Annotated in this window: 17 protein-coding genes; 7 read left to right on the top strand and 10 right to left on the bottom strand. The window is 43.5% G+C overall.

What is annotated here, in order from left to right; genetic code table 11:
- Positions 1-41: 41 nt before the first annotated feature.
- The 8 genes from dnaJ to gpr form a co-directional block, all read right to left on the bottom strand.
- Positions 42-1,169, bottom strand: a complete 1,128-nt coding sequence (gene dnaJ, locus JOD02_RS03260) for a molecular chaperone DnaJ (protein WP_204486872.1) — start codon at positions 1,167-1,169, stop codon at positions 42-44.
- A 96-nt stretch (positions 1,170-1,265) separates the two neighbouring features.
- On the bottom strand, positions 1,266-3,107 hold the full coding sequence (gene dnaK / locus JOD02_RS03255) for a molecular chaperone DnaK (RefSeq protein ID WP_204486870.1): 1,842 nt from the start codon (positions 3,105-3,107) through the stop codon (positions 1,266-1,268).
- 41 nt (positions 3,108-3,148) lie between these two features.
- Positions 3,149-3,826 (bottom strand): nucleotide exchange factor GrpE, encoded by a 678-nt coding sequence (gene grpE, locus JOD02_RS03250; RefSeq protein ID WP_204486868.1) that lies wholly within the window; start codon positions 3,824-3,826, stop codon positions 3,149-3,151.
- A gap of 51 nt (positions 3,827-3,877) precedes the next feature.
- Positions 3,878-4,912 (bottom strand): heat-inducible transcriptional repressor HrcA, encoded by a 1,035-nt coding sequence (hrcA, locus tag JOD02_RS03245; protein WP_204486866.1) that lies wholly within the window; start codon positions 4,910-4,912, stop codon positions 3,878-3,880.
- 95 nt (positions 4,913-5,007) lie between these two features.
- Positions 5,008-6,147, bottom strand: coding sequence for a radical SAM family heme chaperone HemW (hemW, locus tag JOD02_RS03240; protein WP_204486865.1), 1,140 nt, complete (start codon positions 6,145-6,147; stop codon positions 5,008-5,010).
- 27 nt (positions 6,148-6,174) lie between these two features.
- Entirely contained in the window at positions 6,175-7,980 is a 1,806-nt protein-coding gene (lepA, locus tag JOD02_RS03235) for a translation elongation factor 4 (protein WP_204486863.1), read from the bottom strand.
- A 240-nt stretch (positions 7,981-8,220) separates the two neighbouring features.
- Positions 8,221-9,309 carry a stage II sporulation protein P gene (gene spoIIP / locus JOD02_RS03230; RefSeq protein WP_204486861.1) on the bottom strand — a complete coding sequence of 363 codons (1,089 nt, stop codon included), beginning with the start codon at positions 9,307-9,309 and terminating at the stop codon, positions 8,221-8,223.
- A 78-nt stretch (positions 9,310-9,387) separates the two neighbouring features.
- On the bottom strand, positions 9,388-10,362 hold the full coding sequence (gene gpr, locus JOD02_RS03225) for a GPR endopeptidase (RefSeq protein ID WP_204486860.1): 975 nt from the start codon (positions 10,360-10,362) through the stop codon (positions 9,388-9,390).
- Between the two features lie 228 nt (positions 10,363-10,590).
- Between gpr and rpsT the strand changes: the two genes are divergently transcribed.
- Complete coding sequence (gene rpsT, locus JOD02_RS03220; RefSeq protein WP_204486858.1) at positions 10,591-10,875, top strand: 30S ribosomal protein S20; 285 nt, start codon at positions 10,591-10,593, stop codon at positions 10,873-10,875.
- A gap of 151 nt (positions 10,876-11,026) precedes the next feature.
- Here the strand turns inward: rpsT and holA are convergent, their stop codons facing one another.
- Positions 11,027-12,046 carry a DNA polymerase III subunit delta gene (gene holA / locus JOD02_RS03215; protein WP_204486856.1) on the bottom strand — a complete coding sequence of 340 codons (1,020 nt, stop codon included), beginning with the start codon at positions 12,044-12,046 and terminating at the stop codon, positions 11,027-11,029.
- 182 nt (positions 12,047-12,228) lie between these two features.
- On the opposite strand from holA, the gene lysA reads away from it, so the two are divergent.
- A complete protein-coding gene (lysA, locus tag JOD02_RS03210; protein WP_204486854.1) occupies positions 12,229-13,482 on the top strand; it encodes a diaminopimelate decarboxylase in 1,254 nt (417 codons plus the stop codon).
- Positions 13,483-14,099: 617 nt separating this feature from the next.
- On the opposite strand, the gene JOD02_RS03205 is transcribed toward lysA, so the two are convergent.
- Positions 14,100-15,593, bottom strand: coding sequence for a transposase (locus JOD02_RS03205; protein ID WP_204486852.1), 1,494 nt, complete (start codon positions 15,591-15,593; stop codon positions 14,100-14,102).
- A gap of 210 nt (positions 15,594-15,803) precedes the next feature.
- On the opposite strand from JOD02_RS03205, the gene JOD02_RS03200 reads away from it, so the two are divergent.
- From JOD02_RS03200 to tnpB, 5 genes are all read left to right on the top strand, one after another.
- Positions 15,804-16,865 (top strand): radical SAM protein, encoded by a 1,062-nt coding sequence (locus tag JOD02_RS03200; protein ID WP_204486850.1) that lies wholly within the window; start codon positions 15,804-15,806, stop codon positions 16,863-16,865.
- Between the two features lie 47 nt (positions 16,866-16,912).
- Positions 16,913-17,194, top strand: coding sequence for a GNAT family N-acetyltransferase (locus JOD02_RS03195; RefSeq protein ID WP_243426307.1), 282 nt, complete (start codon positions 16,913-16,915; stop codon positions 17,192-17,194).
- Between the two features lie 90 nt (positions 17,195-17,284).
- On the top strand, positions 17,285-17,956 hold the full coding sequence (locus JOD02_RS03190) for a hypothetical protein (RefSeq protein WP_204486846.1): 672 nt from the start codon (positions 17,285-17,287) through the stop codon (positions 17,954-17,956).
- Between the two features lie 218 nt (positions 17,957-18,174).
- Complete coding sequence (gene tnpA, locus JOD02_RS03185; RefSeq protein ID WP_204486844.1) at positions 18,175-18,492, top strand: IS66 family insertion sequence element accessory protein TnpA; 318 nt, start codon at positions 18,175-18,177, stop codon at positions 18,490-18,492.
- Positions 18,486-18,839: an IS66 family insertion sequence element accessory protein TnpB gene (tnpB, locus tag JOD02_RS03180; RefSeq protein ID WP_279380614.1), complete on the top strand. Its 354-nt coding sequence runs from the start codon at positions 18,486-18,488 to the stop codon at positions 18,837-18,839. The genes tnpA and tnpB overlap by 7 nt, the downstream gene beginning before the upstream one ends.
- The last annotated feature ends 25 nt before the right edge of the window (positions 18,840-18,864 follow it).

Below are 18,864 nucleotides of genomic sequence, written 5' to 3'. Positions count from 1 at the left end.
CCCTCCGCCTTCATTGAAATGATAAACCGCTATATGCTTAGTTAAACGCCAAATGCGTCTTTCATCTTATCGAAAAAAGATTTTTTATCATCATGATCCCTGTGTTCCTTGCTCAGCTCTTCAAACTGCCTTATGAGCTCCTTCTGCTTTTCTGTAAGCCGCCGGGGCACTTCTATGTTCACCTTTACATAGAGGTCCCCACGCGCCCCTCCCCTCAAATGTGGGATACCTTTGTTTTTTAGGCGGAATACCGTACCCGGCTGTGTACCTTCAGGGATGCGATATTTCATCTTACCCTCGAGAGTGGGCACCTCTATCTCTGCACCCAGGGCTGCCTGCCCAAAGGTTATGGGCACCTCGCAATACACGTCATACCCCTCCCGCTTGAAAATCTTGTGGGGCCGTACCGTTATATATACGTACAGGTCTCCCGGCGGACCACCGCGTTCTCCCGCTTCACCTTCTCCCCTCAAGGTGATAACCTGCCCACTATCGATGCCAGCAGGAACGTTTATGCTGATCTTCCTTATTCTCCTTATCTTCTTCCTGCCGTTGCAGCGATGGCAGGGTTCCTCAATTATAGTACCCTCTCCATGGCACCTGTCGCACACCCTCACATTTACAAAACGACCAAAGGCTGTGGTCTGCGAATACGAAATCTCACCCGTCCCTCTACATACCGGGCAAGTTACAGGCTGCGTGCCAGTCTTTGCCCCTGTACCTTTACATTCAGGGCAGGTCTCCAGCCGTGCAACCTCTATCTCCTTCTTAGTGCCAAAGGCTGCTTCCTCAAACGATATATCCAGGTCATAGCGGATATCGGCTCCCCGTACAGGCGCATTCCTGCGGCGCCTGCTGGAAGTACCAAACCCGATATCTCCAAAGAACATGTCAAATATATCGTCTATGCCACCAAAATCAAAATCGCCGAACCCTTGCCCGGTAGGCCCTTCATGTCCATACCTGTCATACTGGGCACGGGTCTCGGGATTGATGAGCACATTGTAGGCTTCATTGATCTCCTTAAACCTGGCTTCGGCCTCAGGATCGCCGGGATTTAAATCGGGATGGTACTTCTTTGCCAGATTTCTATAAGCCCTCTTGATCTCTTCCTCGGTAGCGTTGCGATCCACTCCCAGTATCTCATAGTAGTCCTTCTTCTTTTCCAAGCCCGCTCACCACCTTTCTGCCACACCTTGACCGCCAACACAACAAAAAAAGAATTCTAGAAAAGCCAAAACCGTGACGGTTTTGGCTTTTCTAGCTTATTTATTATCGTCCATCACTTCATAATCGGCATCTACCACATCATCATTTTTCGACCTATTTCCCTTACCCGATGCATCCTGACCGGAAGCCCCACCAGCAGACCTGGCTTGTTGTTGATATATCCTGCCGAATATTTCGTACGAAACCTGAGTGAGCTTCTCGGTAGCTGCTTTAATCTTATCTACGTCATTGCTCTCTATAGCCTTTCGAGTAGCCTCGATCTCCTTTTGGATCCTATCCTTATCTTCCTTACTGAGCTTATCGCCCATCTCCCTCATGGTCTTCTCGGTGTTGTATATGAGGGAGTCAGCGTTGTTCTTGGCCTCCACCAACTGCTTGCGCTTCTTATCTTCTTCTGCGTACCTTTCAGCATCCTTAATAGCCTTTTGTATCTCCTCTTCAGACAAATGTGTGGTTGCCGTAATGGTGATCTTCTGCTCTTTGCCGGTACCCAAATCCTTTGCGGAGACATGTACGATGCCGTTAGCGTCTATATCAAACGTCACCTCAATCTGAGGTACCCCTCTGGGAGCAGGCGGTATTCCATCCAAAATGAAGCGTCCCAGTGTCTTGTTGTCAGCCGCCATCGGCCTTTCGCCTTGCAGCACGTGTATCTCAACGCTGGTCTGGCCATCAGCGGCAGTGGTGAAAATCTGGCTCTTCCTGGTGGGTATGGTGGTATTTCGCTCTATAATCTTGGTAAACACTCCACCCAGCGTCTCAATGCCCAGCGAAAGAGGTGTCACATCAAGCAGCAACACATCCTTTACCTCTCCCGCCAGAACAGCCGCCTGAATAGCAGCACCTATGGCCACGCACTCGTCTGGGTTTATCCCCTTATAGGGCTCCTTACCTGTAGCTCTTCTCACAGCCTCCTGAACTGCGGGAATCCTGGTAGAACCGCCCACTAAGATTACCTTGTCGATATCATCGGGAGTAAGCCCTGCATCCTTGAGTGCCTGCCTTAATGGGCCCATGGTCATCTCCACCAGGTCAGCCGTCAGCTCCTCAAATTTAGCCCTGGTAAGGGTCATATCAATGTGCTTAGGACCAGAGGCATCGGCTGTAATAAATGGAAGGTTTATGTTAGTGGAAAGGGTACTGGAAAGCTCTATTTTGGCCTTTTCGGCCGCCTCCTTTAGCCTCTGCAAAGCCATCTTATCTTTTCTTAAATCAATGCCGTGTTCCTTCATGAATTCATCTGCTATATAGTCGATAATCCTTTGGTCAAAGTCATCTCCTCCCAGGCGATTGTTACCGCTGGTAGCCAACACTTCGAACACGCCGTCACCGATCTCGAGTATGGACACGTCAAAAGTTCCACCGCCCAAGTCATACACCAGTATCTTTTGGTTGCCTTCCTTGTCAAGGCCGTACGCCAAAGCTGCAGCAGTGGGCTCGTTGATTATACGGAGCACTTCCAGTCCGGCAATCCTTCCCGCATTCTTGGTGGCCTGACGTTGACTATCGTTAAAGTAAGCCGGCACAGTGATAACGGCCTGGGTAATCTTCTCGCCTAGATAAGCCTCTGCGTCCTGTTTCAGCTTCATAAGTATCATGGCAGATATTTCCTCGGGTGAATACTCCTTATCATCTATTTTCACCCTGTAATTAGTACCCATATGCCTTTTTATGGAAATCACGGTGCGCTCAGGATTGGTTATGGCTTGACGCTTGGCAACCTGTCCTACCAAGCGCTCCCCCGTCTTGGTAAAGGCCACAACAGAAGGAGTCACTCTACCGCCTTCTGCGTTGGGGATTACAACCGGTTGACCGCCTTCCATGACAGCAACACACGAGTTAGTGGTCCCAAGGTCTATCCCTATCACCTTTCCCATATCCTATTCCTCCTTTTATCTCCAGTTAAAGATTTTAAAGATTATTGCTTGACCGCCACTTTGACCATGCTGTGGCGTATTACCTTGTCTTTGTATTTATAACCTTTTTGAAAGACTTCAATCACGGTGTTGTCCTCAACGCCTTCTCCGGCTTCACCCTTCATGACAGCCTCGTGAAGCTCTGGATCAAAGGGCTTACCCAAAGCATCTATTTCTTCAACCCCCAGCTTTTTAAGTACGTCTTTGAACTGCCGTACCACCATTTCAACGCCTTTGGAAATGGTCTCATCCGGAGAACCCTCTTTAGCCGCATCAAGAGCCCTTTCCAGGTTATCCAAAATGGGCAAAAATAATTTTATGACATCGGCAGTTGCAGCGTCATACGCTTCGGCTATAGCGTTTTTGTTCCTTTTCCTGTAATTGTCAAAATCGGCTTGAATCCTTTGAGCCATAGAGAGGTATTCATCCCTCTCTTGTATGGCTTTCTCTAACTGTTGCTGCAAGCTCTCAACAGTAGGAACGGGCTGCTCCTCAACACAGCCCTCTTTCTGTTGCACCCCTTCTTCAACATCCAGATCTTTCACGGGCGTATCATCGTTTTGATCGCTTTCAGCGGCAACAACATCTTCAAGATTTGACTTTAATTCCTCATTTTCATTAATATCCTGCCCCTGTTCTCTCACCTGTTCCTCTTTTGGCAGATCATGGTTATTAATCATCAAAAATTCACCGCCCTTAAAATATTTTGACAATCAGTTTAAAAAATTATATTACTCCTCAAAAAGGGAAGTCAGGTACTTGCTTACAGCTTCACCTACATATCGGACCACCGAAACCGCTTTGGAATACTCCATCCGTGTAGGCCCTATAAGGCCCAAGGTTCCTAACACCTTGTCACCTATGCTGTAAGTGGTCATCACTATACTGCATTCTTTCATCTGTTCATGCTCGTTCTCAGTACCTATAACCACAGTTACTCCTTTTTTATCAAACTTGCTCAAAAGGGCATACAACAAATCCTTTTGTTCCATCAAGTTTAAAAAGGCTCTGGCTTTCATTATGTCCCTGTACTCTGGAAAATTGAATATATTGGTGGTGCCTCCCAGATACACCTCCGTTTGCTCTTTATGAGCGATGCTTTCAGTTAAGGCATCTATAATAGAATTGAAAAACTCTTTCTGCCTCATCATCTCCTTCTGTACATCCTGTACGGAATTTATATCTACCTCTGCAAACGTCTTGTTGCGGTAGTGTACCGTTAGCATGTTGGAAACCCTCTCTAGATACCCCACATCAATATCAGCAGGTATCCGTATAATGGTATCCTTTATTATGCCTGCAGAGGTTACAACCAATAAAAGGGCATACTGCCTGTCGACCGGTATCAGCTCAATGCGCTTTATCAACACCTTATTAAGCTGCGGGCCCAGCACTACCGAAGTATAATTTGTAATGTCAGATAGCACCTTGGCCACCTGCTCTATGACCTTCTCTATTTCAGCAGTACGCTGCTCGTATATCTTCTTGATGCGCTCAGCTTCATCAGCGGTAAGCATCCTGGTCTTCATCAGTTTATCCACATACAGACGATATGCTTTATCCGACGGGATACGCCCTGCTGATGTATGCGGCTGGTGCAAATACCCCATCTCTTCCAGATCAGACATTTCGTTCCTTATGGTAGCAGGGCTGATACCCATGCCATACTTTTTGGCTATCGTTCTGGAGCCTACCGGCTCCCCTGAACAGATATAATCATCTATCACCGCCTGCAGTATCTGTAGCTTGCGTTTGCCCAGTTGCACAGATATCACCCCTCTTTCTGTTAGCACTCTCATTAATCGAGTGCTAATCTATATTTAAGTTAGCACTTCAGCAATTGTTTGTCAATAGGTTTTTACTAGAGGTGCATAAATTCTAACAAAACGACATTTTGAACGTCCAACCCCTTTTGGGTAAGCCTAATGGAACCTCCTTCATCAATCAAAAGCCCCTGATTTACCAGCTTTTTAATGGTTTCATCATAATAGAACTCTATATCTTTCCCGAACCTGGCCTTAAACCTCTGTTTATTTATGCCCTTTACTAGGCGGAGCCCCAGCATTATAGTCTCAAAGCGTTCATCATCTTCCCCTATCTTCTCCCGGTAATTTATCTTCTGTGTACCATTCATCACCGCCCATATATACTCTTCTACGTCGCTGGTATTTGAAAACCTCTCATTATTAAAATAGGAATGCGCTCCACTTCCGCAACCTATATACTCTTCATTATACCAGTATATAAGGTTGTGAACACATTCCTTTCCTGGTATGGCAAAATTGGATATTTCATATTGTTCAAATCCAAATCTGCTTACGTATTCCCTGCCCCTGTAGTACATCAGCCTATCTTCTTCCTGAGTAGGAAGCGAAAATCTTCCCTCCTCATACCAACGATATAGCGAAGTGCCAGGCTCCACCTTCAAGCTGTACATGGATATATGCTGTATTCCAAGGGCACACACCTTCTCAAGGGTCTCCAACCAATCCTCCAACGTCTGATAGGGCAACCCGAACATGACATCCACGTTTATGTTTTCAAACCTCGCCTCTTTAGCGTACATCATGCTTTGAACAAAGTCATCGCTGCTGTGTATCCTCCCCAGAAACCTCAGATGCTTATCCTGCCACGCTTGTAATCCTATGCTCAAGCGGTTTACTCCGGCAGCCCTCAACGTCAACAGCTTATCCAAGTCAACAGTGCCGGGGTTAGCTTCAATAGTGACCTCTGCATCTTTTTGCACGTTGAAGTTTTTAAAGCACGCCTCCAACACTCTGGATATCTGCTGCCCAGAAAAAAGGGTAGGGGTACCCCCACCCAGATATATGCTTTTGACAACACAACCGCCAACTACACCCTTCCATTCGAGTATTTCCCTACAAAGGGCCTCAAGATAGGGCTCCATCCACCGCTCCATTCCTTGATAAGACGGAAAGTCGCAGTAATGACATTTTTTTAGGCAAAATGGAAAGTGTATATAAATCCCCACCTGGCGCATAGGGCTCTCCTTCCCATTTAATTAAGTTCAATTGAGCTTGAGTACGGCCATAAAAGCCTCCTGAGGAACCTCTACAGAGCCAACTTGGCGCATCCTCTTTTTGCCTTCCTTCTGCTTCTCCAGCAGCTTCTTCTTACGGGTGACGTCTCCGCCATAACACTTGGCAAGGACATCCTTCCTCAAGGCTTTTATGGTCTCACGAGCTATAACCCTGCTCCCAATAGCCGCTTGAATGGGTATCTCAAACAGGTGACGCGGTATGACCTCCTTCAGTTTTTGAACTATAGCTCGTCCCCTGGCATAGGCTTTATCCCTGTGCACTATGACCGAAAGGGCATCCACCATCTGTCCATTGAGCAATATGTCCAGCTTGACCAAATCCGACTCTTTATATCCTATGAGTTCATAGTCAAAGGATGCATACCCCTTCGTCCTGGACTTAAGCGCATCGAAAAAGTCGTATATGATCTCGTTAAGCGGGAGCTCATATGTCAGCATCACCCTGGTACTCTCAAGATACTCCATATGCCTAAACTCTCCACGCCGTTCCTGGCACAGTTCCATAATATCCCCAACGTACTCAGTAGGGGTTATGATTTGAGCCCTCACCACCGGCTCTTCCATATGGTCTATCTCGGCAGGCGAAGGCATATCAGTTGGATTAGATACCTCCAGCATTTCACCGTTCTTCTTGTACACGCGGTACACCACGCTAGGAGCGGTGGTTACAAGGTCTAGGTCATACTCCCTCTCCAGCCGTTCCTGAATGATCTCCATATGCAGTAGCCCCAGAAATCCACACCTGAAGCCAAACCCAAGAGCTGCCGATGTCTCAGGCTCAAAGACCAGCGATGCATCGTTAAGCTGCAGCTTTGCCAAGGCCTCCTTCAAATCCTCGTATTTTGCCCCATCAGCCGGATAAATGCCGCAGTAAACCATCGGCTGCAGCTTTTTATATCCCGGAAGGGGTTCAGAAGCCGGTCTGTCTGCGCTGGTTATGGTATCCCCCACACGGGTATCACCCACATTCTTTATCCCCGCCGCTATATACCCTACATCTCCTGCCCTTAGCTCGTCTATAGGCGTAAGATGAGGCCGGAATATGCCCACCTCGGTGACCTCGAATTCCTTGCCATTAGACATGATTCTAATCCTCTGGCCTGGCCTTACAGTCCCCTCTTTTATCCTGACATATGTGATGACCCCACGGTAGTTATCGTAAAACGAATCAAAAATCAAAGCCCTTAAAGGTGCATCCTCGTCGCCCTCCGGTGGTGGAATCCTCTCTATGATCCTGTCCAGCACTTCCTCTATGCCTATGCCGTTCTTGGCCGAGATAAGCGGTGCATCGTGGGCATCTAACCCGATCACCTCTTCAATCTGTGTCTTTGCCCATTCAGGGCGTGCACTTGGAAGGTCAATTTTATTGATTACAGGTATAATCTCCAGGTTATGTTCTAAAGCCAGGTACAGGTTTGCCAGGGTCTGAGCCTGTATGCCCTGGGATGCATCAACCACCAGCAACGCCCCTTCGCATGCAGCCAGGCTCTTTGAAACCTCGTAGGTAAAGTCAACGTGGCCCGGAGTATCGATAAGGTTTAATATATACTCCTCTCCATCTTTGTACTTGTAAACAAGCCTCACAGCTTGGGCTTTGATGGTAATGCCGCGTTCTCGCTCTATCTCCATGGTATCAAGTACCTGCTCCTGCATCTCCCTCTCAGTCAAAGTACCAGTTATCTCCAGCAAACGATCAGCGAGTGTGGACTTTCCATGATCTATATGGGCAATTATACAGAAATTCCGTATTTTACTTTGTCTGGCATTGGGCATATTTAATTTATTCCTCCTCTGCGTTTCGCTAACTGATAAACTACTTAAATATAATAATAAATGCATTGCAAAAAAGCAACTTTACTTTATAGGCATGGCCCAAACTGATTTCCATAGGCAAATAAAATGCCCCTCCCTGATCTTATCAGAAAGGAGCCCTTTCTTGTTAGTATTATACCATAAAATTTTGCGCACCTTATGCCCCTGGCAATTCATAAAATCACACTCGACAGCATCAAATTATTCTATAATCTGGCTCAAGGCTTCTGCAAGATATTTGGCAGTCCGTTTAGCTTCCTCCAGCGTGGTCAAGTTACTACCTACCTCGATAAGTATTGCCTTTGTGGACACGTGCTGATTATATCTTGAAGGCTTGACATATACAGGCTTTGCTATTCCGGGATACAGTTCATTCAACTTATTTGTAAGCCGCAAAGCAAACTTGTAGTTTTCTTTCCAATTGGGCTTTTCTGAAAAGCCACCCACGTATCCTTCACCGGTGCCGATGACCACGAACAGCTTAGCAACCCTCTGGCCGTCTATAACGATCACCTCATCATCGGGATTTTTTACCCCCGGCTGATACGCATTCCTGTGCAAGTCTATAAATATCTGAAGTGATTTATATTCTTCCATCCGCTTCTTTATGGTCTCCAGCGACCTTTGATAAGCGGTGGAATGGTCTCCTTGCTCGTGTTCTGTACGATCGTGAATCACAGGAATCCCCTTAGCCTGCAGGTGTTTCGCCAGCTCCTCACCTACTTTTACCACTGTGTAATTGAGGTCATTGCTACGAAAAGCCTCAACCTCTTTATAGGGATTTTGATTGTCTGGTCGGTAGGCTTCGCGGGAATGGGTATGGTATATGAGTACCTGTGGGCCCTCACCCGTCAAAGTAATGGGACCCAGGTCATCCTTTATTTTGGATATCTCTATCTTTATCTCCTCTGACATATCCGGGTCGTGTTTTAAAAACACCTCAGGCGCATCTATGTTCTGTTCCGTTTGCCGCTGTGTGGGCTCACCACGGGATGCACTGGTCTCAACAGCAACTTCCTGAGAAACCCCATCTTTGGCCGAAATACCGCTTAAAAACGGCATCTGGTAAGCTAGTATATTTCGCGGGTCATTAAGCTTATCAAGCACCTTTAGATAAAGCTGTCGTCCTTCTCCCGCGGGGTTCCCACCACCATTTGAGACAACAAAAGGTACGCCTCTGGATACCTTAGCTATCAGTTGATAGCAAAAAAAGGTTATTAACCCTATAACTACTGCCAACACAAGGTAATAAATTATAGTCTTTGCTCTGACCACCCGGATATGTACCATCCCCCACATCCTTCTTTCCTTTTTGTACTTTTATATAAATATTCGTGGGCAAAAACATGTATGCTTGGTTTTATCGAGTTAGCTTACAAAATGCTTTATATCCTCTATGGTCATGTTTTCATGCAGTGCCAAGTTAAGCCCATCAGCTAGAACATCGGCCACATAGTCTATCAACAGGTCTATCTCTTTAGGGGTGACTACCAAATCTCCCAGTTCCTCTGTTACCACTTGATGTACCAGGGCATCTAACTGAGCTTCGTCCATCTGTCTAAGCATCTGATAAAATTGGCTACCTGGGGTGGCCTGATCAGCAAACTGGTCTATTAACATTTGCAGAGAGTCACGTCCTATGGTGTAGGCGTAGACAACCGTAGGAACACCAATTGCAATGGTGGGAATACCCAGAGTTTCCCTGTTTAAACCCATTCGCTTGTTGCCTATACCTGAGCCAGGGCTTATCCCGGTATCGGCAATCTGTATCGTTACCCCAATTCTATCAGTCCTACGCGAAGCCAGAGCATCTATGGCAATCACCAGGTCCGGCCTTACCTTTTCCACAATACCTTTTATTATTTCTCCTGTCTCAATGCCTGTTATTCCTAAGACGCCGGGAGCTATGGCACACACCGGGCGTAGCCTTTCATCCACCTGGTCAGGCATGTATTCAAGGATATGCCGCGTAACCAACAACCTGTCGACTACTTTAGGCCCCAGCGAATCAGGAGTTATGTTCCAGTTGCCAAGCCCCACCACAAGAGTCACGCTTTTTTTGTTAAGGTTTACTAGCTTACCTATCTCTTGAGCCAGAAGCTTGCTGAGGGTCTCTTGAAATTCCGGATCTCTATTCTTAATGTCAGGCGCTTCAAGGGTTATATAATTCCCCTGGGGTTTGCCCAGGCTTTCCTCACCCAAAGGAGATATAATGTGCACCCGTGAAATCTTTACTCCTTCCACCTCTTCCTCATCAACTTTGACTCCCGGTATATACCCCCTGTTTTGTTGCTGGTAAAGCTCGCGGGCCTCCAGCGCCAAGTCAGTACGTATATTCCCCACTTGTTCACCATCCCTTCATCGAAATTTAAATCCAATCTTGGACTCCAAAGAGTAAAAGCGTCACATCGCCCTTTTTTATAATTTTTCGCCGGGGTTTAATTTTATACCTGCTCATATTGAAGCCAACATCTTTACCTCACCAAAAAATTGATGCCAACTTAGTTCTTGCATTAGCATTTCACTCATGGTAGAATAATTACCGTTGAACTGGTAAAGGAGGTGAAATAGGTGGCAAATACCAAATCAGCTCTCAAGAGAATAAGGATCATAAAGAAACGCACCCTCAGAAACAAGATGATACGTTCCAATGTGAAAACCATGATTAAGAAATTTGAAAGAGCTTTAGAAGCCGGCGATATCGAAGGGGCAAAGGCTCTGTTCCCCCAGGTAGTAAAGAGGATCGATATGGCTGCCTCAAAGGGCGTTATCCACAGAAATACCGCTAATCGTAAAAAATCCAGATTGGCCATCCGTTTAAATCGCGCGCTGGCACAACAGCAGGCAGCACAGTGATGTTCTTTTCTTTCCGTACACCCTTGAAGGCTTAAAACTCACCCAAAAAAACCGAAAACCGCCATTGACCCCCAGCCAAAATGAGGGGTAGTGTGGCGGCAATTTTGTTTTATGATAGACGAGCCATCGACTCCACAGCAAGATGACTGGCTCATTTTTTGCACATGTTTATGATGAGCATTTCAATTCCCAGACGTTGCTGCTGGATCCTCCCACTCTTTATACCATAATCCACCTTTAAGCACTCCCGTAAGCCTTTTTTAAGCTGTTCCATACTGAAATGGCTGCTTTGCTCCATTGCCTTCTTCACGACATAGGGATGAAGCCCTAACTTTTGAGCAATATCCTTTTGGGGCAAACCCTTTTCCTTAAGCCATTTACATTGAAATATTATACGTACCTGCCGGGCAATGAGCGCTAACAATGCGAATACATTTTGGCCTTCTCCTAAAAGCTGGTGAAGCAGCATGAGGGCTTGGTCGGTTTTTTTCATTCCTATCGCCTCTACCAATTGAAATACAGTATATTCTGCCACAGGAGTAACTACCTGCTCTATGTCAGAGCGGGTTATCACCTTTCTGTCGCCTATATATATCATTAGCTTTTGAAGGTCATTGTATATATCCTCCAGCCTATTGCCGGCAATGCTTACATAATACTCCAAAGCAGAAGGTTCCATCTGTTTGCCATTGCGTTTTAACATGCTTTTGATCCACTTTATTATCTCCTCTTGCTTTAACGGTTCAAACTCTATTACCTTGCCCACCTTATCTATGGCAGTAAATAAGGCTTTTCGCTTGTTCACGTCATCGGTGCAATAAAAAACCAAGCAGGTAGCAGAGGATATGCTAGGCAAATAGCTTTTGAGCCTATCCTCGTCAATATTGCTGCGACCTCCCTGCAACAAGGCCGGTAGGTCCTTTACCACCACAAGCCTTTTTTCTGACATAAAGGGCAGGGTTTCACAGGCATTTATTACGTCATCGGCAGTAATAGTTTCCCCATCCATCGTCTGGTAATTCAAGCTCTTGAGCTCCGGGGCTATCAAAGCCTGCGAAAGCTGCAGAAGTGCCTGTTCCTTCACATATTGTTCAGGGCCGTAAAACAAATAAAGCCTGGCAAATTCCCCTTTCTTTATATCCTCAAATATTTCCATATAGCCGGCTTTCAAGTTATTCCACCCCTCAAAGGCGACGGTATAGCTACCCCGTTTTCTTATTAATACCAAAGATAATTATAATTTATTCTCATCACGTATACAAGCAAGTTGACAAAGTATTGAATTTTTTGTTATAGTGTTATCATTAAAAAATGCAACGTTAAATTCCTCAACTTGCACACGGAGGGAAAAATATGAGGGGCTATTATACTGAAGAGACAAATTTTTTCGGAAATACCAATCCCAAGCAGCTACTTGAAAAATACGGAAGTCCGCTTTACGTATATAATGAAAATATACTGAGGCAGCGCTGCAGGGAAATGAAAAGCTTGATCTCATACCCCAGGTTCCGGGTATGCTATTCAACGAAGGCCAACTCCAACGTACACCTGCTTAAAATAATTCACCAGGAAGGTCTTCACGCAGATGCCATATCTCCAGGGGAAATAGTTTTCCTGGAAAAAGCCGGTTTCAAACCTCAAGAAATATTCTTCATAACCAACAATGCATCCTCCCAAGAAATGGAGTTTGCCATAGAAAGAGGGATCACCGTAAGCGTTGATTCCATATCACAGCTCAAGCTGTACGGTTCTCTCAATCCGGGCGGTAAGGTGGCTATTCGCATAAACCCTGGGATAGGTGCCGGCCACAGTGAAAAGGTGATTACAGCAGGCAACAACACAAAATTTGGGATATATCCCGAACTCATACCCGAGGTAAAGCGCATATTGAAGGAGTATGACCTCAAACTTGTAGGCATAAACCAGCACATAGGCTCGCTGTTTATGGATCCAACGCCATATGTTGAGGCAGCAAAAACCCTGCTTTCCATTGCCGAAAACTTTAACGAGCTGGAGTTTATAGACTTTGGCGGAGGATTTGGTATCCCATATCGCAAGCAGGAAGGGCAAGACCGCCTTGACCTTAAGGCTTTGGGGCAAAAGCTTGATGAAATAATACACGGCTGGACGACAAAGCATGGCATTTATCCAACATTCCAGATTGAACCGGGCAGGTACATCGTTGCAGAGTGCAGCGTCCTGCTGGGCACAGTGTATGCAGTAAAGCAGGGCTATAACACTACCTACGTGGGGACAGACCTGGGATTCAACGTGCTGATACGCCCAGCCATGTACAACTCGCATCACGACGTAGAGGTATACGACGAAAACGGTCATCCCGTTAAATCGGGCGAATACCAGGATACGACAGTGGTGGGCAACATATGCGAGAGCGGCGACATCATTGCCAAAAACAGGCTATTGCCTCCCATAAGAGAAGGATATATATTGGTAGTCACCGATGCAGGGGCATATGGCTACTCCATGGCATCCAATTACAACAACCGCTTAAGGCCCGCCGAGGTGCTCATCGATAAAAACGGCAATGACGTGCTCATAAGAAGAAGGGATACTTTTGAAGACCTATTAAGCACATTCAACTTCTGACGTTTGTAATACTATTTGCGGGGGTGTAAGGCCTCCGCAAAGATGTTTTTGGAAGAACTTTGCTTTAGTTCTCATCCCATGCCTTCCATGTCCTTTGATAGTGTGCCTTCCCATCAATTTTTGTGTCCTCCTGTATGTTTATTTGTTCTGTTACCACAATGTGGTTTCATAATATTGTCTGGCAAAAGAAAACATGCATAAATGACAGTGTTGTTTGTCTGATATGCTATACTCCTCTGTACAAAGCATTCGATGTATGGTATAGTGAAATAAAGCCAAAATATGTTTGGCACAAAAGCTGGCAGCTCATCGGATTTACAATCCAGCTTTAATCATGCAAGTTTGGGACTTACTTAGCACTGGTTCGTTTGTATCAAAAACCGGGTTGAAACTACATGAACACTCTCGAAAAGTAGCTGGGGATTTTCACGAGAAAATTAGGAAAGGGTTATTTTGACCAAATTATAGTTTTGCAATCAAGGAAGATTAGAAATGTACCTTGAAAAATTAATATGGTATTACCTGGATAACCTGAAAGAGGGTATAACAACCTAAGCTTTAAAAATAAAGTTTTTAAAGCTTGTAGATGAAGCTATAAAAGTTGTAGACTAACCTATTTAGGCTGCTTTGATAAAGGTATCTACAAAACTAAAGTTTGTATGTTTAACCCAGGCATCAAGATGGATATTGACTGCAGCAAAGGTAGCCATGGCAAACCTCATCATATTGCTTCTTGAGCGAGCTCTTTCAATATTGTAGTCGATAAACAATCTCTTATTAGTCCGTTCCACCGATGTTCTGGTTTTGAATTTATCCTTGAAAGCCTTGGTGTGGCGTGGAACAGGTGGGAACATTCGAGGGTCATAGTCGGGTTTTATATAAACTACTTTACCGTAGGAGCTCTTGGAACACAAACAGTCATGAGGAGGTTTTTGGCCACGGCAAGCAAACCAGCAGCGGTACTTGATACCTTTAGGTTTACTGTAGCCCCAGTTTTGATAAGGGATACCACCAGGACATATAGGTTTTCCTTTGTCATCAAAGCAAAGGATGTGAGGATGAGGGTAGTCAAATTTAAGTTTAGTACGAGAATCCAGTGCTATGAAAGGTATCATGTTATAGTGTTTGAGTAGGTCATAAGTTGGGTAGTTATCCATAGCGCCGTCAGCGATGAAATGTTTAAAGCTGAGGTTGTGGTAGATAGAATGGATGTCCCTCAAGGCAAAGATGGTAGTAACGCTATCGTGGCGGTTGGCCTGGACTATTCGCATGTATATAGGTAAGTCATAGGGGCTATCAGAAGCGGTGACAGTGAAGAGAGTGCTTCCGTAGAACCACTGGTTGCGGTAGCTATCCCAGCCCCAGGTTGCCTCAGGGTCAGAGAAGCGCCTTGGACAGGTACAGTTGTAGATACCTTTTAAGCGGCAGTCACAGACTTTGACGCCGTAATGGCTTGCTCCAGACTTGTAAGATGAGCCATCGAAGGCAACAGATAGTTTGGAAGTATCACCTAAGAGGCCCATTTGGGCGGAGGTATCGACCAGGCAGCGAGCGAGGAATTGTTGAAGGATTTTTTCAGGTCTAAAGTCAGGGAGTTTGCATTTAATAGTGCGATCTACAAGTTTTCTTACGATGCCTGGGTGTTTGTTGGGCAGCTTTTGGTTAGGTTTAAACCTTTTATTAGGTTTAGGAGAGAATGGGCGAAGATTGCGTATTCTTTTTAGGAGTTTTTTATGTGAAGCAAGCCAAAGGCGCCAGAGCAGGTCATAGTAGGAGCCGACACCAGGGGCTTTATCGGAATCGAATCCACAAATATCAAAAAGAAGAGAATCATGTTGTACCTTTTTGGCCCACTTTGTGATAGAATATTCTTGTTGGTCAAGCATAAGTGTTAACGAACGAATAATGCCCTGCTGATTTTTAGCTGGGCGTCCGAAGTCAGGGTAAAGAGGTTTTATTATTGGGAGCAGGTTATCCAGGTTGAGGAGATAGAGCTTAGAGATAGCTTTATCGAACTCAAGGAGCCTGCTTTTTTCTTTTTGATCATAGGCAGATAGACGTTGTATAAGATGCTGTTGATAATCAGAATGAGATTGCCAGTTTCTTAGCATGTAAAACCCCCCAAACGAAATAGAATTAGAGAACATAAAACTATTTTGGGGGTAAGAGCTAAGAAAGTAAAGTTGTAATAAATGGAAATTAGGATATGAAAGTTGTTTACAAAGTAGGGGTGAAGCTTAAAGGCTGAGCCCTGAAACACATATAAATGAAGCTCTCGGACTTTTCGAGAGCGTACTAATTTGTATAGTGAGGGTTGAAAAATGAAATTTGAAAAAATTACTGTTTGTCTTGATATGTACGGTTGTCCTAACAGGTGTAAACATTGCTGGCTCGGAGTTACACCTAATGGTAATTTATCAATTGATGACCTTAAATTTGTTGCCGAGCAATTTCGCCCGTTTACAGACAATCTTGAAGTTTCTGATCGCTATCGTGAAGAAGATTACAGCGATAATTATAAAGAATTGTGGAGAATTACGAGCGAGCTTTCAGATACAAAAACACCACATTTTGAACTTATTAGTTATTGGCGTGCTGTCCGTGACAAGGAATATGTTCCGTGGCTGGCATCCCTTGGTGTTAAGGTGGCTCAATTAACTATTTTTGGAGATGAGAAAACTACTGATTATTTTGTTGGCAGAAAAGGGGCATTTCAAGAAATACTGCAAACAATTGACATATTATTTCAGTACGGGATAGCCCCTCGCATTCAAACCTTTATATATAAGATTAATATTGCACAGTTGCCATATATTCAATACTTAATTGAAACATTAAATTTGGAGAAGCGTTGTGCTGATATAGGTAGAGAATTTGATTTTTTCTTTCACCAAGGTTCTTGTGATGGTGAAAATGAACAATTTTATGATTTTTGGATTACACCTGATGATATCGAAAAGATCCCTCATAAATTAATTGATCTTACATTAAAACATTTTGGAAAATCACACATTAGAGATGTATTAGGAGACACCGAAAAAGAACTTTATAATCAGCTAGCCTTGGATAATTCTACAGAAAATATAGTAACAAACAAACCTATATTTTTTATAGACAAAGATTTTAATGTGTATCCCAATTACGAAACGCCATCGCCATTTTGGTGTTTGGGGAATTTAAAAACCCAAGGAGCTGAAGTAATATTAAGAAATTATGTAAACAATAGATTTATTGCGCAAAATATAAAATTAACCGTACCTATCAGTAAAATGGTTATTGAACATGGGGATCCCGAAAGTATGCGTTTATTTTCAAAATGGGATTATAAAAATTATATACTTCATAAATATTGTCGAGCATGGTATGCTAATAACCAACTATAGTTTATGTTTTTATTGCGTAATAGTAGAAAACGATGACGCAAAATGCATTGGACAAGACAATTAATATCACTGCCTGGAATGATAATAATATTTTGATAGGATGTGTTCGGATTTTAACGAATGGTTATTATTTCGGGACAATTCCTGATATATTTGTTGCGCCTGAATATCAGGGACATGGGATCGGAAAGAAGCTTATGGAATTAGCTTGGGAAGCATCTCCCACTTCATTGTTTTTTGGCTCGCAACCAGGGAATGAAGGATTCTTTGAAAAATTAGGTTTTACAAAATCAATGCGGTCATATGAGAAAAAGAAGCGATGTATATAACAAACTAAAGTCGTGCTATTCTTATAAGTTGCATAATAATAAACTAATACAATGTCTTGATAAGTTAATATCTATAAAGGAGAAGAGGTCATGTGTAAGTTATATTCATTAAGTGATAATTTGAAAAAAAATGTTCTTGATATGGCAAAGATGGTAGAAAATCATTTTGATGGTCTAGTCAAATTCGAAGAATATATTGTTTTACCTGATTATGGGGCAAAAATTATTATTAGATTTGGTTTAACAGAAGATAATTGCAAAAGTTTAGAGGAATTAGATGAAATAGAGAGCACTATAAGAAATATTCTCGGGAATGATTATTGGGGAATTCTATTAGGTAATAGCTACGAAAAGTTTGGGTTTAATAGTAGTAAAATGATTGATAGCCTTATAAACATTGATTTAATCGTTGATGATAAAGTTGTCCAATATAAAGATACAAGCTATTCTCAACATATAAAAAGAGACAAGGAAATAATAAAAAACATTCTAAATCTTTCTTCGCAACAAAAAATATGGGAAATACAAGTTCTTAATGGAGAAGATGTTGATGCTTTAATTCTGATAGTTGATGAAGGAGTTGTATCTCAATATCCAAATGAAAAGTTGTTTGAGAGGGAGTTCAATATTGGAGAGTTAAAGATTAAGGCTATATGTTTCAAATATAATAGATCTTTCGATGGCATAGTGAAGGCTTACTTCATTGCAGAACAATCTAATCTGTCTGTAGCACATGTGATTATGAAATACCAACAGGTGTAAGTGAATATTATTTATATATTACGGAGTAAAATGTTTTTAAGCGAGCAAAAATTTATGGGAAACAATAGTTATATATGTAAACAGGAATAGTAATTTGTTTTCAATAGTGGAAATAAAGTTTTGTTAGGAATAGGGTAAGCGTCAAATAGAGCACACCTAAAAATTTGCACGCAAATGTGAGATAATTCCTCCATAGAAATGATGAGGAGGGATTGTCTATGACGCATACAGAACGTAGGCAGCAATGGAAAGCTAGGATTGAAGCCTACAGAGCCAGCGACTTAAGTGCGAAGGAATTTTGCAAACAGCACAACATAAGCGAAAAACAGCTGTACTATTGGCTAAGAAAAGAATCTCCAAAAGAACAAACTGATAATACAGTGCAATGGTTACCTGTTAGTTTAAGTGGCCAAGAAGACACATCTGGATGCGACTTTTTAACCGTAAAAGTAGGTCCTGTTGTAATTGAGGTAAGACAGGGTTTTAATGAGAAACTGCTGCTGGATGTAGTAAAGGTGTTGAGTACTCTATGTTAGGGCTGGCTTGTACTCAAAAGGTTTATCTTGCATGCGGGAGTACCGACATGCGGAAATCAATAGATTCCTTGGCAGCTATCGTACAGCAAAGCTTTGCATTGGATCCTTTTTCAACAGCCCTGTTCGTGTTCTGTAACAAGAGTAGGGACAAGATAAAGATATTGCAGTGGGACCACAATGGATTCTGGCTTTACTACAAAAGGTTGGAGAAAGGGAAGTTTGATTGGCCGAAGGGAGGTACTGGTACAGCAGAGATAAGCATAAGGGAACTGAGATGGTTACTGGATGGATTATCGCTAGAGCAGAGAAGTGCTCATAAAAAAGTCATTGTGAATACGGTAATATAAAGAATTTTTAAAAATTTTTTGAAGA

This window comes from Caldicoprobacter guelmensis, from assembly GCF_016908415.1.
GTDB lineage: Bacteria > Bacillota > Clostridia > Caldicoprobacterales > Caldicoprobacteraceae > Caldicoprobacter > Caldicoprobacter guelmensis.
The sequence above is the reverse complement of the archived record's forward strand: the minus strand, read 5'-3'. Positions and strand labels throughout refer to the sequence as shown.

What these genes read in the sequence shown, in the direction of transcription:
- JOD02_RS03200 (WP_204486850.1), top strand. Translation starts at nt 15,804, where the DNA reads ATGAAATTTGAAAAAATTACTGTTTGTCTTGATATGTACGGTTGTCCT.
- JOD02_RS03190 (WP_204486846.1), top strand. Translation starts at nt 17,285, where the DNA reads ATGTGTAAGTTATATTCATTAAGTGATAATTTGAAAAAAAATGTTCTT.
- lysA (WP_204486854.1), top strand. Translation starts at nt 12,229, where the DNA reads ATGAGGGGCTATTATACTGAAGAGACAAATTTTTTCGGAAATACCAAT.
- lepA (WP_204486863.1), bottom strand. Translation starts at nt 7,980, where the DNA reads ATGCCCAATGCCAGACAAAGTAAAATACGGAATTTCTGTATAATTGCC.
- hemW (WP_204486865.1), bottom strand. Translation starts at nt 6,147, where the DNA reads ATGCGCCAGGTGGGGATTTATATACACTTTCCATTTTGCCTAAAAAAA.
- tnpB (WP_279380614.1), top strand. Translation starts at nt 18,486, where the DNA reads ATGTTAGGGCTGGCTTGTACTCAAAAGGTTTATCTTGCATGCGGGAGT.
- dnaK (WP_204486870.1), bottom strand. Translation starts at nt 3,107, where the DNA reads ATGGGAAAGGTGATAGGGATAGACCTTGGGACCACTAACTCGTGTGTT.
- grpE (WP_204486868.1), bottom strand. Translation starts at nt 3,826, where the DNA reads ATGATTAATAACCATGATCTGCCAAAAGAGGAACAGGTGAGAGAACAG.
- spoIIP (WP_204486861.1), bottom strand. Translation starts at nt 9,309, where the DNA reads ATGGTACATATCCGGGTGGTCAGAGCAAAGACTATAATTTATTACCTT.
- tnpA (WP_204486844.1), top strand. Translation starts at nt 18,175, where the DNA reads ATGACGCATACAGAACGTAGGCAGCAATGGAAAGCTAGGATTGAAGCC.
- JOD02_RS03205 (WP_204486852.1), bottom strand. Translation starts at nt 15,593, where the DNA reads ATGCTAAGAAACTGGCAATCTCATTCTGATTATCAACAGCATCTTATA.